Origin of the sequence: Massilia hydrophila, assembly GCF_020208145.1 — a bacterium.
Lineage (GTDB): Bacteria > Pseudomonadota > Gammaproteobacteria > Burkholderiales > Burkholderiaceae_D > Telluria > Telluria hydrophila.
Genome location: NZ_JAHYBX010000006.1, coordinates 143,498 through 159,775, shown reverse-complemented (window position 1 = coordinate 159,775; position 16,278 = coordinate 143,498). Strand labels below are relative to the sequence as shown.

Sequence of the window (16,278 nt, the reverse complement as noted above, 5' to 3'; positions counted from 1 at the left end):
GGATCAGCCGTCCCGGCCGTGGGCCGTATCCTTCATCCCGGCCCATCGGGGGGCCTGGGCATTGTCGAGTCCCAGCAGATCGAGCGCACGGTCGACCGTATGTTCCACCATCTCTTCGATCGTCGCCGGCCGCTGGTAAAAACTCGGCAGGGGCGGGAACACGATGCCGCCCATTTCCGTCACGGCCGTCATATTGCGCAGGTGGGCCAGGTTGAACGGCGTCTCGCGTACCATCAGCACCAGCCTGCGTCTCTCCTTCAGCATCACGTCCGCGGCGCGCGTGACGAGGTTGTCCGACAGTCCGTGCGCGACCGCCGCCAGGGTCTTCATGGAACAGGGAGCGATCACCATGCCGTCGGTCTGGTAGGAGCCGCTGGCGATCGAAGCGCCGATGTCGCGGTTGCGGTGGACGACGTCGGCCAGCGCTTCGGCGTCGCGCCGCTGCAGGCCGAGTTCCTGGTGCAGGGTGAGGGAGGCGGCGTCCGACACCACCAGGTGGGTCTCGATTGCGGGCATCGCATGCAGGCGCCGCAGCAGCTGCACGCCATAGACCGCGCCGGTCGCACCGGTGATGGCGACGACGATGCGGCGCCGGTCCTCACCGCGCGCTCGGCCGGTCATGGATCAGCCGTTCTTGAGCAGGGACTGCAGTTCGCCCGATTCGTACATTTCGTTCATGATGTCCGAGCCGCCGATGAATTCGCCGCGCACGTACAGCTGCGGGATGGTCGGCCAGTTCGAGTAATCCTTGATGCCTTGGCGGACTTCGGCGTCCTCCAGCACGTTGACGGTGGCGATGTTATCGACGCCGCAGGCTTTCAGGATCTGGATGGCGCGGCCCGAGAAGCCGCATTGCGGGAACTGGGCGGTTCCCTTCATGAACAGCACCACCGGGGTGTTGGTCACGGTCTCTTTGATCCAGTTTTGAACGTCGCTCATGTGTGTGCCTTCAGTGGGAATGGTTGGATGCCGACATTCTATAAGAATTCGGCAGGGCAGGCATGCAGGCCGCGGCCGGGTGTGACAATCCACGTGTTTTCGCCGCCGAAAATGCCGCTATGATGCTTGCACGCCATCCAAGACCGGAGCCGCCATGAGCACCTACCAAGGTTTTGCGTCCATGCCAACGCCGCTGCTGTGGATCATGGCGGCCCTGTTCACCCTGCCCGGGCTGTACGACGTGCTGCTGCCCGGCGCCGACCAGCCCCCGGAAGACCTGATGCTCGGCGCGGCCCAGCTGCTGGCGGGCGGCTTCCTGCTGTATTGCGCGGTGCAGGCCTGGCGCCAGCGCCGCGCCGACCTCGGATCGAGCCGCACCACTTTGGTCGGCTATGCCTGTTTCGGCCTGTTCTGCCTGTGCTTCATGGTGAAGGTGGGGGCCATCGCCCTGCGCATCGCAGCCTGAGTTCCTTGACCTGGCATCGCCGGCCCGCGACTGCGGTATGATCGCGCGGTTTTCCATCGACTCCAGGCCTGAACCATGCAACAGCCACCGCGCCGCGGCCCTTCCGCCGGCATCAACCTGCTCATTGCCGCCCTGCTCGGGATCCCCGGCGTCATCAACCTCGCCGGCGGCATCCTGCGCGGCGGCGTGGGCGAAATCATCTGCGGCGCGGCGGCGCTCGGCTATGCGCTGTTGCTGCTGCGCGACGCGTTCACCATGCGCAAGACCGGTCGTCCGGCCATGCCGCAAGCGCGCATGCTGATGATCGGCTTCGGCTTCCTGAGCGTGTACATGGTGGGCCTGTTCCTCAAGCACAGCCGCTGACGAGCTGCCGGCCGAGGCAGACCGAGAGCGCGCTGCCGATGTATTTCCCCCACGGCGGCGCATCGGCGTAGCCGTGGCGCCGGTAGAACGCGACTGCACGCAGGTTGGCGCGGCGCGTGGACAGGCGCAGTTCACGGTAGCCCAGCGCTCTAGCCTCGGCTTCGAGCGCGGCCAGCAAGGCCGCGCCTGCGCCGCTGCCGGGGCGCGCATACATGCGCTTGAGTTCGGCCACGCCCGGCAGCAGCGGGCGCAGCGCGCCGCAGCCGAGCGGTTCGCCATGCGCATCGCGCGCAATCAGGAATGCAGCTTGCGGGCCTCGCACCTCGTCCGGATCGAAGGAGGAGGCACCGCTGTCGCCGGTGAGGGCGCGCAGCGTGGCGTCGAGTTCCGCCAGCAGCGCCTGGGCGTCGGGGCTGGCGGGATCGGCCCGCGCGACGCCCGCCGCCATCATTTCTTCAGCTTGGCGAAAGCGGCCGCCATCGCGCCGCCGGCGGCCGGCGCCGGACGTTCCTGGCGCTGGTGCTGGGCAAGGCGCTTGCTGTCGTTGCGGTCGCCGCGCTGTTCCGGACGTGCGCCCGGCTGCGGCGCGCTGTCGCCCAGGCGCATGGTGAGCGCGATGCGCTTGCGCTTGGGGTCCACTTCCAGCACCTTGACCTTGACCACCTGGCCGGCCGTGACCACCGTATGCGGGTCCTTCACGAAGCTGTTCGACAGGGCCGAGATGTGCACCAGGCCATCCTGGTGCACGCCGATGTCGACAAAGGCGCCGAAGGCGGCGACGTTGGTCACCACGCCTTCCAGGATCATGTCCGGGCGCAGATCCGCGATCTCTTCCACGCCTTCCTTGAAGGTGGCGGTGGTGAATTCCGGGCGCGGGTCGCGGCCCGGCTTTTCCAGTTCCTTCAGGATGTCGGTCACGGTCGGCACGCCGAATTTTTCATCGGCATACTTGGCCGGATTCAGCGACTTGATCAAGGCGCTGTCGCCGATCACCGCCTTCATGTCGCGTTTGATATCACCCAGGATCTTCTCGACCACAGGATAGGATTCCGGGTGGACCGCCGAGGCATCGAGCGGGTTCTCGCCGTTCATCACGCGCAGGAAGCCGGCCGCCTGCTCGAAGGTCTTGTCGCCCAGGCGCGGCACCTTCTTCAGCGCCGCGCGCGAGGCGAACGCGCCCTGCATGTCGCGGTAGTGCACGATGCTCTGCGCCACGCTGCCGGACAAGCCCGAGACGCGCGCCAGCAGCGCGCTTGATGCCGTGTTCACGTCCACGCCGACCGCGTTCACGCAGTCCTCCACCACCGCGTCGAGCGAGCGCGCGAGCTGGGTCTGCGACACGTCGTGCTGGTACTGGCCGACGCCGATCGACTTCGGATCGATCTTGACCAGTTCCGCCAACGGGTCCTGCAGGCGGCGCGCGATCGAGACCGCGCCGCGCAGCGAGACGTCCAGTTCCGGCAGCTCGCGCGAGGCGAATTCGGAGGCCGAGTACACCGAGGCGCCGGCTTCCGAGACGACGATCTTCTGAAGCTTGAGCTCTTGATTCTGCTTGATCAGGTCCGCGGCCAGCTTGTCGGTCTCGCGCGACGCGGTGCCGTTGCCGATCGAGATCAGCGACACATTGTGCTTCGCCGCCAGCTGGCCCAGCACGTGCAGGGCGCCTTCCCAGTCGTTGCGCGGCTGGTGCGGGTAGACGGTGGCGGTATCGACCACCTTGCCGGTGGCGTCGACTACCGCCACCTTGACGCCGGTGCGCAGGCCTGGGTCCAGGCCCATGGTGGCGCGCGGGCCGGCCGGCGCCGCCAGCAGCAGCGCCTTCAGGTTACGCGCGAAGACGTTGATCGCATCGCTTTCCGCCTTCTCGCGCAGCGCGCCCATCAGCTCGGTCTCGATGTAGACCGAGGTCTTCACGCGCCAGGTCCAGCGCGCGGTATCGAGCAGCCACTTGTCGGCCGGACGGCCTTGCGCCTTGATGCCGAAGGCGGCGCAGATGCGGTTCTCGCAGGGATTGTGCGGCGCGTCCCACTTCGGCTTCTCGGGCTCCGAATCGAGGCGCAGGACGACGTCCAGCACGCCCTCGCGGCGCCCGCGCATCAGGGCCAGCGCGCGGTGCGAAGGAATCGTGGACAGGGTCTCGGAATAGTCGAAGTAGTCGGCGAATTTCTCGCCCGCGTCCTCCTGGCCTGCCACCACCTTCGACGCGACCACGCCGTGCTCCTGCACGTATTCGCGCAGCGACTGCAGCAGGCTGGCGTCCTCGGCGAAGCGCTCCATCAGGATCTGGCGCGCGCCGTCGAGCGCCGCCTTGGCATCGGGCACGCCTGGATTGGCGCCGCCATCGGCGTTGGTGAAGGCTTCGCGCAGGTAGCCGGCGGCGGTTTCTTCCGGATTGAGCGCCGGATCGTCGAGCAAGGCCTCGGCCAGTGGCGCCAGACCCGCTTCGATCGCGATCTGCGCCTTGGTGCGGCGCTTCTGCTTGTAGGGCAGGTACAGGTCTTCGAGGCGGGTCTTGTCCTCGGCGTGGGTAAGCGCATCGAGCAGCGCCGGTGTCATCTTGTTCTGCTCCGTGACCGAGGCGATGATCGCGGCGCGCCGGTCCTCGAGCTCGCGCAGGTAGCGCAGGCGCTCTTCGAGCAGGCGTAGCTGGATGTCGTCCAGGCCTCCGGTGGCTTCCTTGCGGTAGCGCGCGATGAAGGGGACGGTGGCGCCTTCGTCGAGCAGGGCGACGGCGGCGGCCACCTGGGCCGGTTTGGCGGACAGTTCGAGGGCGAGGCGTTGTTCGATGGAGGGCAGCATGGTGCGTGAATCAGGCGATCGCAAAAAGGTCAAGCGAACAATGATACGCAAACGCGGACGATACGCCAGTCTTGACAGCCGCACCTGAACATGCGAGAACAGTCGGCTGCGCGCGCGCATCGCGGCGCCCCTTGCAAGTTTTGCCTGCTACGTGCGATTCCGAACAAAACAGAAGCGCTCGTATGAAGGATAATGGTATTTATTGTCGTTTTTGATACGAGTCACAAGACCCATGCACACAGTCGATGATCATCGCGAGAACGCCGCCGACGCATCCGCGCTGGCACCCGCGCAGGCACCTGCCGTCGCCCGCGTTCCCGCACGCGCTCCCGCCCTGCCCGCACCGGTGGTGAGCTGGCTGCAAAGGGTCGAAGCGGCTGCCCACCCGCAGCCGAAACTGAGCGACGAGATCGCCGATCCGAAGGCCGTGCAGTACAAGTTCGTCTACGTGATGGCCCCTACCAGCGGCGGGCGCCACGTCGCCATCTGCCTGTGCAAGGCGCGCCTGCGTCCGAACGGCGAGGTCGCCGCCGCCAGTCCGGTGAGCGAAGTGTTCTCGCTGCTGTCGGCGCCGCCCGCTTACCTGGAGGGCGACGACGTCGACCTGGTGCGCTTCTTCATCGCCATGCGCAGCGGCTCGGCGCAGGGTACCAGCGCCACCGAACCGAAAGGGAAAGTGGGCGCCATCCTGCTCCAGATGCTGCTCGAGCAGGGCAAGCTGCTGTGGGCGAACTCCTGGTCCGACATGGCCGGTGGCCTGGTCTATCCGCTGCAGGCCGGCCCGACCCGCCTGGCCAGCCTGGCCTGGCGCGACGAGGGCCGCGTGGCCAAGCTCGGATGGTCGGTGGAACCGGCCAAGGGCGCGACCCACAGCGGGGCTGACCTGATCGACTACATGCTGCCGACCGATCCGCCCTGGTACATCGACAATCTGTCGATCGGTCCGCTCGAACTCAATCGCGGCGGGGTCGACATCTCGCTGGCCGAATTGCAGGCGCTGGTGGCGCAGGCGCCGGCGCTGTCCGGCACCGACAAGAAACGCGTGTCGCAGCTGCTGCTGGCGCACGGCCTGCAGACCTTGATGCCGCTGCCGCAGCCGCTGACCCAGCGCCTGCGCAACGACGTCAAACCGATACCGCACCTGCTGCTCGATTCCGTGCAGATGTCCGAGGGCGGCAGCCCGCGCTGGCACGACTTCGCCGTGCTGGCCTACGACTACGACGGCCAGCGTGTCTCCTTCGATCCGGCCCAGCGCGTGGTGCGCCAGATCGGCGACATCACCGAGGTCATCGAACGCGATCCGAAGGCCGAAGCCGCGGCGCTCAACGCCCTCAACGAGATGGGCTTTCGCAAGCCGGCCAGCGCCCCCTTCAACGCGATGGCCGGCGCGCTGGTGCTGGACAGCCAGGCGCACTGGCTGCGCTTCGCCGAGGGCGACCTCGATGCCCTGTCCGACGCCGGCTGGCACGTGCAGAAGTCGGCCAAGTACCGCTACGACACGGTCGCCGTCGAGGACTGGTATGCCGACATCGATGAACCGGTCGAGGCGGGCAATGCCTGGTTCGAGCTCGAACTGGGCATCATGGTGGCGCGCAAGCGCGTGCCGCTGCTGCCGGTGCTGGTGCAACTGATCCGCAGCGCGCCACTCGAATTCGATCCGGCCGTGCTGGCCGCGCATGGGGAACAGGACCAGATGCTGGCCACGCTGCCGGACGGCGTGCGCGTGGCGCTGCCCTGGGCCCGCGTCAAACCCATCCTGGCCACCCTGGGTGAACTCTACTTCAACGACAAGATCAAGAACCGCCTGCGCCTGTCGACGCTGGACGCGGCGCGCCTGGAAGACCTGGCGCGCGGCCTCGAGCTGCGCTGGACCGGCGGCGAGCGCCTGCGCGAGACCGGCCGCAAGCTGAGCCAGTTCGGCTCGGTGAAGAAGGTCGAGGCGCCGGCAGGACTTCAGGCAACGCTGCGCGACTACCAGCTCGATGGCCTGTCGTGGATGCAGTTCCTGCGCGAGTACGACCTGGGCGGCATCCTGGCCGATGACATGGGCCTGGGCAAGACCGTGCAGACCCTGGCCCACATCCTCACCGAGAAGGAAGCAGGGCGCCTGACCAGCCCGGCCCTGGTGATCGCCCCGACCAGCCTGATGACCAACTGGTTCGATGAAGCCGCGCGCTTCGCGCCCAGCCTGAAGGTGCTGCTCCTGCAGGGCAAGGAGCGCATGGACCTGTTCGACCAGGTCGCGCAGGCCGACATCGTGCTGACCACCTACGCGCTGCTGCCGCGCGACGAGGAAAAGCTGCGCGAGCACCACTACCACCTGGTGATCCTGGACGAATCGCACTACATCAAGAACACCCGCTCGAAGGCGGCGCAGACGGCCGGTTCGCTCAATGCCAACCATCGCCTGTGCCTGTCCGGCACCCCGCTGGAAAATCACCTGGGCGAGCTGTGGTCGCAGTTCCACTTCCTGATGCCGGGCCTGCTGGGCGACGAGAAAAGCTTCAACAACCAGTTCCGCCACCCGATCGAACGCCAGGACGACACGGTGCGGCGCACCCTGCTCAACCGCCGCATCAAGCCCTTCCTGCTGCGCCGCACGAAGGACAACGTGGCCAAGGAGCTGCCGGAAAAGACCGAGATGGTGCGCCGCATCGAACTCTCCGGTCCACAGCGCGACCTGTACGAAACGGTGCGCCTGGCAATGGACAAGAAAGTGCGCGACGAGATCGACCGCAAGGGCGTGGCGCGCAGCCAGATCGTGATCCTGGAGGCGCTGCTGAAACTGCGCCAGGTGTGCTGCGACCCGCGCCTGGTGAAGGCGATGCCGGCCAAGAAGAATTCGGCGCCGGTATCGGCCAAGCTGGCCGACCTGATGCAGATGGTCGAAGACCTGCTGGGCGAAGGACGCAAGATCCTGGTGTTCTCGCAGTTCACCAGCATGCTGTTCCTGATCGAAGAGGAACTGGCCGCGCGCGGCATCCACTATGCGCTGCTCACCGGCGAGACGCGCGACCGCTCGGCGCAGGTCGCCGCCTTCCAGCAGGGCGCGGTGCCGATCTTCCTGATCAGCCTGAAGGCGGGCGGCGTCGGCCTGAACCTGACCGCGGCCGACACGGTCATCCATTACGACCCGTGGTGGAACCCGGCGGCCGAGAACCAGGCCACCGACCGCGCCTGGCGCATCGGGCAGGACAAACCCGTGTTCGTCTATAAACTGATTGCCAAGGGTACGCTGGAAGAAAAGATCCAGCTGCTGCAGCAGAAGAAGTCGGAGCTGGCGCAGTCGATCCTGGCAGAAGGCGAATCGCAGAAGATGGCACTGACGCAGGAAGACCTGCAGGCGATCTTCGCGCCGCTGGAAGAATAGGCACGCGCCAGTAGAAGGACGTGAAAAAGGCGGCTGGTTTGCACCAGCCGCCTTTTGTTTTGAAGCGTCTTGAGCGTCTTACTTGTAGAACGCCTCGACCTTGCCTTTCAGCTTGATCAGCATCGGCTTGCCCTTGCGGTCAAGCGTGCGGCCGGCGGCGACCTTGATCCAGCCTTCGCTGATGCAATACTCTTCCACGTCGTGGCGATCCTTGTCGTTGAAGCGGATGCCAATGTCGCGCTGGAAGACGTCGCGGTCATGAAAAGGGCTGCTCGGGTCGATCGAGAGCCGGTCCGGGAGTGGGGGGAGGGTAGCGGTATCGTTCATAGACGCGAATTATCCACCAACTAGGCGCCGTATGGCGCATTTTTCATCGGTTCGCACGGCGCCGCGCCAGCCGTGGCTATACAAGAGGGCAGCATCGACGATATACTCCTGGCAACTCTCATTGTTTCACCGCTAACAGAAAGTCCAGATGACTCCAAGCCCGGCTGCCGATCCCACCACTGCGGCCAGCTCCGAGCACGCTGGCGCTGCTGACCATTTCCGACTACTTGCCGAACTCGGCGGCGACATCGCCGTCCGCATCGACCTGCCGGATTGCACGCTGCGCTACCTGAGCCCGGGCTTTTCCACGCTACTGGGCGCCGATGGCGCCGCCTTGCAGGCAGTGCTGGCCGGTGGCGGCGCACAGGAAGCGCTGGGTGCGCTCGGCCGGCAGCTCGCGGCGGGCGCGGCGGGGGCGCCGGGTGAACGCCTGGTGCAGGAAGTCGAGGTGCGCAATGCGCACGGCCATCCGCTCGGGCTGCAGGTGATCACCAAGGTCGTGCAGAATGACGATGGCGGCAGCACGCTGCTGGCCCTGTTGCGCGACCTGTCGCCGCAGCGCGCCCACCTGGCCGACCAGCGCCGCTTCGCGAGCCTGCTGAACCACGAATTCCGCACGCCGCTGGCGACCATCGACGGCGCGATCCAGCGCCTGGAGGCGACCGCGCACGGCGCCGACGAAGCGGTGCGCCAGCGCTACCGCAAGATCGCGGTCGCCGTGGACCGCCTGATCGCGATGCTGGACGAATACCTGTCGCCGGACCGGATGGCGGCGATCGGCAAGGTGCGCCAGCCGAACACGATCGTCGCGCGCGAGCTGCTGGAAGCGGGCGTGCAGCAGCTGCGCGCGGCTGGACGCGAAGCAGTGGTCGAGATGGACGGCGACGAGAATGCGGCGGCGCTGCGCGGCGAGCCCGAAGGGCTGCGGCTGGCGCTGAAGGTCCTGGTCGACAATGCATTGCTGTTCTCGCCGGCCGGCACGCCGGTCGGACTCGGCGTGCGGCGCAGCGGCAGCGGCGTCGAATTCACGGTGCGCGACGAAGGTCCCGGCGTACCTGCGCAGGATGCGGCGCACATCTTCGACAAGGGCTACCGCGGCAGCAATGCGGCCGGCCTGCCGGGCAGTGGACTCGGGCTGTACATGGCGCATTCGATCGTCGATGTCCATGGCGGCATGTTGCGCCTGGGCGAGCGGGACGGAAAGCGGGGTACCGAGTTCCGGCTCTGGCTGCCCGCACAGCATATGGGCGGACAACAACAACTTGCCTCATCTCCGCCCAGCAGTGATAATCGGACCGATCATTAACATGGCCAATCCATGACGCAGATACTGATTGTTGAAGACAATGGCGAATATGCCGACGACATGGCGGAATTCCTGAGGGAGCTCGATCATGACGTCACGATTGCCAAGACCGCGAGCGAGATGTGGGCGGCGCTGACGCGCACGCCGGCAGCGGTTGTCGTACTCGACCTCGGCCTGCCGGATGAAGACGGCTTCAATGTCATTCCGCGGATGCGCCAGCTGTATCCCGAGATCGGCCTCCTGGTGCTGACCGGGCGGGTCGCGTTCGACCACCGCATCCTGGGCTTGCGCCTGGGCGCCGACCATTACCTGACCAAGCCGATCAAGTTTCCTGAACTGGCGGCCCACATCGAAGCCCTGGACCGCCGCGTGCGCCCCACCGATCCGGCGCCGGCGCCGAGCAAGTGGACGCTGCGCGTGAGCGCGCGCCAGCTCGAGCTGGGTGGCAAGGTGATCGACCTGACCGAGAAGGAGTGCAATTTCCTGCACCTCCTGACCATCAATACCCGCCCGGTCCCGCGCCAGGTGATCGTGGCTGGCATGGGCGGCGAGGACCCGGATGCCAGCCGCCGGGTCGACATGCTGGTCTACCGCCTGCGCAAGAAAGCCCGCTCCGGCCTCGGCCAGGACCTCCCCCTGCGCAGCGCCTACGGCGAAGGCTACAGCCTTTCCGCCGGCTTCACCCTCTCCTGACCCCTCGGGGTCAGAGTCGAATTTCCAGACAATTTCCCAAAATGCCCTACGATACAAAGAGGGTCAGAGTGCAATTATCGAGTAATTGATCCGAAATCAATGGGGTCAGTGTCGAATTATTGAGCAATTGCTCACTATACTTCCCAGTGGAGCATGTACGGCATGCACCTCCAATGTAATTGGGGACAGAGTCGGCAGCATTCCTCCGAAGTTTGAGCTTAATGGGGGACAGAGTAAAACTTCTCGGCTAAAATGCCTGCTCGACTTTTGAGCACGCCATGGCACGCCTTCCCCGACTCGTCATTCCGCAGCAGCCACACCACCTCATACAGCGTGGCAACAACCGCCAGCCCATCTTCCGGGAAGAGGTGGATTACCAGCATTTTCTTGCCTGGCTCAAGGAAGCGGCGCGCTTCTACCAGGTGGCGATTCACGCCTATGTGCTGATGCCCAACCACATCCACCTGTTGGCGACGCCATCCGACAAGCTCGGCCTGGCACTCATGATGCAGAAGGTCGGGCGCTTCTATGTCCCCTGGTTCAACCACAAGTACGCACGCACGGGCGGCCTGTTCGAAGGGCGCTTCCGCACCTCGCTGATCGATACGGACAGCTATTTCCTGGCTTGCAGCCGGTATATCGAGCTCAACCCGGTGCGCGCCGGCTTGGTGGCCGCTCCCCTGGATTACCCCTGGTCCAGCTATGCCCACCATACCGGCATGCGCACCGACGGGCTGATCACCGATCACCTCCTGTATTGGGGCATGGGCAATACCCCCTTCCAGCGTGAAGCGGCGTATTCGGAACTGGTCATGCAGGGCATTCCACAGGATGAAGTCGACTTCGTGACCACGGCCGTCCTGAAGAACCAGCCCCTTGGCTCGGACACTTTCAAGGCGGAACTGGAGCGCAAGACCAAGCGCCAGATCCTGCCCGCCAAGCGTGGGCGTCCATTCCGGGAACCAATTCCGCCGCTGCCGAGTACATAAGTCGCGGCCAAGGACGAAAAGTCATCGAACGGCACGCCAGGCGTGCCGTTTTTTATGCGGCATAGCATCTAGGAAAAAACAAGTTTTTCTCCTGAAATCAGAGACTTATCAGTAAGCAAGAAGATGTTTGAACAAGTCATTTTACTCTGTCCCCAATTAAATACCGCTTGGGAAAGTTATCAAACAATTCGACTCTGACCCTAATTGTTCTTGTTGCCGATTGTGTTGCATTGCACTATTCTCGATTTTCGACCCCCGAAAAGTTGTGGAGATTGCCTCATGATTGCCCAAGGTTTGTACGATCCAGCCAATGAGCACGATGCCTGTGGCGTCGGTTTCATCGCCCATATCAAGGGCAACAAAAGCCATTCCATCATCGAGCAGGGCCTGCAAATCCTGAAGAACCTCGACCACCGCGGCGCGGTCGGTGCCGACCCGCTGATGGGCGACGGTGCCGGCATCCTGATCCAGATCCCCGACCAGTATTTCCGCGACGAGATGGCCAGGCAGGGCGTGGAGCTGCCGCCGCCCGGAGAATATGGCGTCGGCATGGTGTTCCTGCCGAAGGAACACGCTTCGCGCATCGCCTGCGAACAGGAGATCGAGCGCGCCGTGCGCATCGAAGGACAGGTGGTGCTCGGCTGGCGCAACGTGCCGGTCGACGAGGCCATGCCGATGTCGCCGTTCGTGAAGGCGAAAGAGCCAGTGATCCGCCAGATCTTCATCGGCCGTGGGCCCGACATCATGGTCACCGACGCGCTCGAGCGCAAGCTGTACGTGATCCGCAAATCCTCCGGCCACGCGATCCAGGCGCTGAAACTCATGCACGGCAAGGAGTTCTTCGTGCCCTCGATGTCGGCCCGCACCATCGTCTATAAAGGCCTGCTGCTGGCCGACCAGGTGGGCGTCTACTACAAGGACCTGCAGGACCCGCGCTGCATCTCCGCCCTGGCCCTGGTGCACCAGCGCTTCTCCACCAACACCTTCCCGGAATGGCCGCTGGCGCACCCCTACCGCCTGATCGCGCACAACGGCGAGATCAACACCGTCAAGGGCAACTTCAACTGGACCCGCGCACGCGAAGGCATGCTGAAGTCGGCCGTGCTGGGCGAAGACCTGGGCAAGCTGTTCCCCTTGATTTACGAAGGCCAGTCCGACACCGCCTGTTTCGACAACGCGCTCGAATTGCTGGTGATGGCGGGCTACCCGATCGCCCAGGCGATGATGATGATGATCCCGGAAGCCTGGGAAAACCACACCGCGATGGACGACAACCGCCGCGCCTTCTACGAATACCACGCCGCGATGATGGAGCCCTGGGACGGCCCCGCCGCCATGGCCTTCACCGACGGCCGCCACATCGGCGGCACCCTCGACCGCAACGGCCTGCGTCCGGCGCGCTACGTGGTCACCGAGGACGACCTGGTGGTGATGGCTTCCGAATCCGGCGTGCTGCCGATCCCCGAATCGCGCATCGTCAAGAAGTGGCGCCTCCAGCCCGGCAAGATGTTCCTGATCGACCTGGAAGCCGGCCGCATCGTCGACGACAAGGAACTGAAGGACACTTACTCGAATGCCAAGCCCTATAAAGCCTGGATCAAGTCGGTGCGCATCAAGCTCAATGAAATCAAGCTGTCCGAGAGCCAGCTGGCCCAGCACCGCGCCCAGGATGCGCAAGGCGAAAAGGCTCCCATTGCCCTGCTCGACCGCCAGCAAGCCTTCGGCTACACCCAGGAAGACCTGAAGTTCCTGATGGCGCCGATGGCGGTGCTGGGCGAGGAAGCCACCGGCTCCATGGGCAACGACTCGCCGCTGGCGGTGATGTCGAACAAGCTCAAACCTTTGTATAACTACTTTAAACAATTGTTTGCGCAAGTGACGAACCCGCCGATCGACCCGATCCGCGAAAGCATGGTGATGTCGCTGGTGTCCTTCATCGGACCGAAACCCAACCTGCTGGACACGAACAACGTCAATCCGCCGATGCGGCTGGAAGTGTCGCAGCCCATCCTCGGCTTCGACGACATGGCCCGCCTGCGCGCGATCAGCCTGCACACCGGCGGCAAGTTCAAGTCGTATGAGCTGAACATCTGCTATCCGGTCGCCTGGGGCAAGGAAGGCATCGAGGCCAGCCTGGCCTCGCTGTGCGCGGAAGCGGTCGATGCGGTGAAGTCCGGCCACAACATCCTGATCGTCTCGGACCGCAGGCTGTCGAGCGAACAGGTGGCGATCCCCGCGCTGCTGGCCACCTCGACCATCCACCAGCACCTGGTCGGCCGCGGCCTGCGCGCCTCCACCGGCCTGGTGGTGGAAACCGGTTCGGCGCGCGAGACCCACCATTTCGCCCTGCTGGCCGGCTACGGCGCCGAAGCCGTGCACCCCTACCTGGCGCTGGAAACGCTGAGCGACCTGGCGCGGCACCTGCCGCACGAGATGGATGCCGACAAGGCCATCACCAACTACACCAAGGCGGTCGGCAAGGGCCTGATGAAGGTGATGTCGAAGATGGGCATCTCCACCTACATGTCGTATTGCGGCGCCCAGATCTTCGAGGCCGTGGGTTTGAACAAGTCGCTGGTCGACAAGTACTTCCGCGGCACCTCCTCGACGGTGGAGGGCATCGGCTTGTTCGAAGTGGCCGAGGAAGCGCTGCGCTTGCACGGTCTCGCTTTCGGCAACGACCCGGTGCTGGCCAATGCCCTCGACACCGGCGGCGAATATGCCTTCCGCGTGCGCGGCGAGGACCATCTGTGGACCCCGGACGCGATCGCGAAACTGCAGCATTCCACGCGCGCCAACAACTACGGCACCTACAAGGAATACGCCCAGATCATCAACGACCAGAGCCGCCGCCACCTGACCCTGCGCGGCCTGTTCGAGTTCAGGATCGATCCATCGAAGGCCATTGCGCTCGACGAAGTCGAGCCGGCCAAGGAGATCGTCAAGCGTTTCGCCACCGGCGCGATGTCGCTTGGCTCGATCAGTACCGAGGCCCACGCCACGCTGGCCATCGCGATGAACCGCATCGGCGGCAAGTCGAACACCGGCGAGGGCGGCGAAGACCCGCGCCGCTACATGGGCGAGTTCAAGGGCATCAAGATCGCCAAGGGCGAGACGCTGGCCTCGATCCTGGGTTCGGACCGCGTGGTGGCCGACATCCCGCTGCAAGAGGGCGACTCGCTGCGTTCGAAGATCAAGCAGGTGGCGTCGGGCCGTTTCGGCGTCTCCGCCGAGTACCTGGCGTCGGCCGACCAGATCCAGATCAAGATGGCGCAGGGCGCCAAACCGGGCGAAGGCGGCCAGCTACCGGGCCACAAGGTCACCGAGTACATCGCGACGCTGCGTGTGTCGGTGCCCGGCGTGGGCCTGATCTCGCCGCCGCCGCACCACGACATCTATTCGATCGAAGACCTGGCGCAGCTGATCCACGACCTGAAGAACGCGAATCCACAAGCTTCGATTTCGGTGAAACTGGTGTCGGAAACCGGCATCGGCACCGTCGCCGCCGGCGTCTCGAAAGCCAAGGCCGACCACGTGGTGGTGGCGGGCCACGACGGCGGCACCGGCGCCTCGCCACTGTCCTCGGTCAAGCATGCCGGCACGCCCTGGGAACTGGGCCTGGCCGAGACCCAGCAGACCCTGGTGCTCAATGGCCTGCGCAGCCGTATCCGGGTACAAGCCGATGGCCAGATGCGCACCGGCCGCGACGTCGTCATCGCCGCCATGCTGGGTGCCGATGAAATCGGCTTCGCCACCGCGCCGCTGGTGGTCGAAGGCTGCATCATGATGCGCAAGTGCCACCTGAATACTTGCCCGGTAGGCGTGGCCACCCAGGATCCGGTGCTGCGCGCCAAGTTCCAGGGTAAACCGGAACACGTGGTGAACTACTTCTTCTTCGTGGCCGAGGAAGCGCGCCAGATCATGGCGCAGCTGGGCATCCGCAGCTACGACGAACTGATCGGCCGCACCGACCTGCTGGACAAGGCGAAAGCGATCCAGCACTGGAAGGCGCAGGGCCTGGATTTTTCCAGGATCTTCTACCAGCCGAAGCTGGACGCACCGCGCGAGCTGTTCCACACCGACGTCCAGGACCACGGCCTGGACCGCGCCCTAGACCACAAGCTGATTGCCCAGGCCAAGGCCGCGCTGGAAAAGGGGGAGCGGGTTTCCTTCATCTCGCCGGTGAAGAACCTGAACCGCACCGTGGGCACCATGCTGTCGGGCGAAGTGGCCAAGCGCTATGGCCATGCCGGCCTGCCCGACGACACCATCCACATCCAGCTGCAGGGTACCGCCGGCCAGTCGGCCGCCGCCTTCCTGGCAAGCGGTATCACGATCGACCTGGTCGGCGAGGGCAACGACTACGTCGGCAAGGGCCTGTCGGGCGGGCGCATCATCGTGCGGCCGAACACCGAATTCCGCGGCTGGGCGGTGGACAACATCATCGTCGGCAATACCGTGCTGTATGGCGCGATTTCCGGTGAAGCCTTTTTCAATGGCGTGGCCGGCGAGCGTTTCGCGGTGCGTAACTCGGGCGCGGTGGCGGTCGTGGAAGGCTGCGGCGACCATGGCTGCGAGTACATGACCGGCGGGACGGTCGTGGTGCTGGGCGAGACCGGGCGCAACTTCGCGGCCGGCATGTCGGGCGGCGTAGCCTTCGTGTACGACCCGAACGGCGAGTTTGCCGGCAAGTGCAACACCGCGATGGTGAACCTGGAACCGGTGCTGTCCACGCGCCAGCAGGACGACAAGGCCGGCTGGCACAGCCAGACCCGCAACGGCGAGCGCGAGTCGGACGAAACCATCCTGCGCCGCCTGATCGAGCGCCACTTCAAGCACACGGGTTCGACCCGCGCGCGCAACCTGCTGGACGACTGGGCCAACAGCCGCGGCAAGTTCGTGAAGGTCTTCCCGACCGATTACAAGCGCGCCCTCGAGGAGATGCACAACTCGAGCATGGAAGAAGCCAACGACAAGATCGAACTGGCTGCCTGAGCAGACCTGCAAGAGAAGGAAGGAACACAAC

At 65.1% G+C, this 16,278-nt stretch carries 12 protein-coding genes; 7 read left to right on the top strand and 5 right to left on the bottom strand.

The window, feature by feature from the left end; translation table 11 throughout:
- Nucleotides 1–3: 3 nt before the first annotated feature.
- Nucleotides 4–621 (bottom strand): UbiX family flavin prenyltransferase, encoded by a 618-nt coding sequence (locus LE190_RS15465; protein ID WP_225239531.1) that lies wholly within the window; start codon nucleotides 619–621, stop codon nucleotides 4–6.
- A 3-nt stretch (nucleotides 622–624) separates the two neighbouring features.
- Nucleotides 625–939 carry a Grx4 family monothiol glutaredoxin gene (gene grxD, locus LE190_RS15460; protein WP_225239530.1) on the bottom strand — a complete coding sequence of 105 codons (315 nt, stop codon included), beginning with the start codon at nucleotides 937–939 and terminating at the stop codon, nucleotides 625–627.
- A gap of 154 nt (nucleotides 940–1,093) precedes the next feature.
- On the opposite strand from grxD, the gene LE190_RS15455 reads away from it, so the two are divergent.
- Together LE190_RS15455 and LE190_RS15450 are read left to right on the top strand one after the other, a co-directional pair.
- Nucleotides 1,094–1,405, top strand: coding sequence for a hypothetical protein (locus tag LE190_RS15455; RefSeq protein ID WP_225239529.1), 312 nt, complete (start codon nucleotides 1,094–1,096; stop codon nucleotides 1,403–1,405).
- Nucleotides 1,406–1,480: 75 nt separating this feature from the next.
- A complete protein-coding gene (locus LE190_RS15450) occupies nucleotides 1,481–1,768 on the top strand; it encodes a hypothetical protein (RefSeq protein WP_225239528.1) in 288 nt (95 codons plus the stop codon).
- Here LE190_RS15450 and LE190_RS15445 read toward each other — a convergent pair.
- Together LE190_RS15445 and LE190_RS15440 are read right to left on the bottom strand one after the other, a co-directional pair.
- Nucleotides 1,752–2,219, bottom strand: coding sequence for a GNAT family N-acetyltransferase (locus LE190_RS15445; protein ID WP_225239527.1), 468 nt, complete (start codon nucleotides 2,217–2,219; stop codon nucleotides 1,752–1,754). The two genes, LE190_RS15450 and LE190_RS15445, sit on opposite strands and share 17 nt — an antisense overlap.
- A complete protein-coding gene (locus tag LE190_RS15440; protein WP_225239526.1) occupies nucleotides 2,216–4,567 on the bottom strand; it encodes a Tex family protein in 2,352 nt (783 codons plus the stop codon). Before LE190_RS15440 ends, LE190_RS15445 begins: the two co-directional genes overlap by 4 nt.
- Nucleotides 4,568–4,799: 232 nt before the next feature.
- Here LE190_RS15440 and LE190_RS15435 point away from each other — a divergent pair, with 232 nt between their 5' ends.
- A complete protein-coding gene (locus tag LE190_RS15435; protein ID WP_225239525.1) occupies nucleotides 4,800–7,937 on the top strand; it encodes a DEAD/DEAH box helicase in 3,138 nt (1,045 codons plus the stop codon).
- A gap of 78 nt (nucleotides 7,938–8,015) precedes the next feature.
- Here the strand turns inward: LE190_RS15435 and LE190_RS15430 are convergent, their stop codons facing one another.
- On the bottom strand, nucleotides 8,016–8,264 hold the full coding sequence (locus LE190_RS15430) for a DUF3297 family protein (RefSeq protein ID WP_224947098.1): 249 nt from the start codon (nucleotides 8,262–8,264) through the stop codon (nucleotides 8,016–8,018).
- Between the two features lie 148 nt (nucleotides 8,265–8,412).
- On the opposite strand from LE190_RS15430, the gene LE190_RS15425 reads away from it, so the two are divergent.
- From LE190_RS15425 to LE190_RS15410, 4 genes are all read left to right on the top strand, one after another.
- Nucleotides 8,413–9,570, top strand: coding sequence for a sensor histidine kinase (locus LE190_RS15425; RefSeq protein ID WP_225239524.1), 1,158 nt, complete (start codon nucleotides 8,413–8,415; stop codon nucleotides 9,568–9,570).
- A gap of 12 nt (nucleotides 9,571–9,582) precedes the next feature.
- Nucleotides 9,583–10,263 carry a response regulator transcription factor gene (locus tag LE190_RS15420; protein WP_225239523.1) on the top strand — a complete coding sequence of 227 codons (681 nt, stop codon included), beginning with the start codon at nucleotides 9,583–9,585 and terminating at the stop codon, nucleotides 10,261–10,263.
- 278 nt (nucleotides 10,264–10,541) lie between these two features.
- Nucleotides 10,542–11,252, top strand: a complete 711-nt coding sequence (locus LE190_RS15415) for a transposase (RefSeq protein ID WP_225239522.1) — start codon at nucleotides 10,542–10,544, stop codon at nucleotides 11,250–11,252.
- A 279-nt stretch (nucleotides 11,253–11,531) separates the two neighbouring features.
- Nucleotides 11,532–16,247 carry a glutamate synthase-related protein gene (locus tag LE190_RS15410; RefSeq protein WP_225239521.1) on the top strand — a complete coding sequence of 1,572 codons (4,716 nt, stop codon included), beginning with the start codon at nucleotides 11,532–11,534 and terminating at the stop codon, nucleotides 16,245–16,247.
- Nucleotides 16,248–16,278 lie beyond the last annotated feature (31 nt).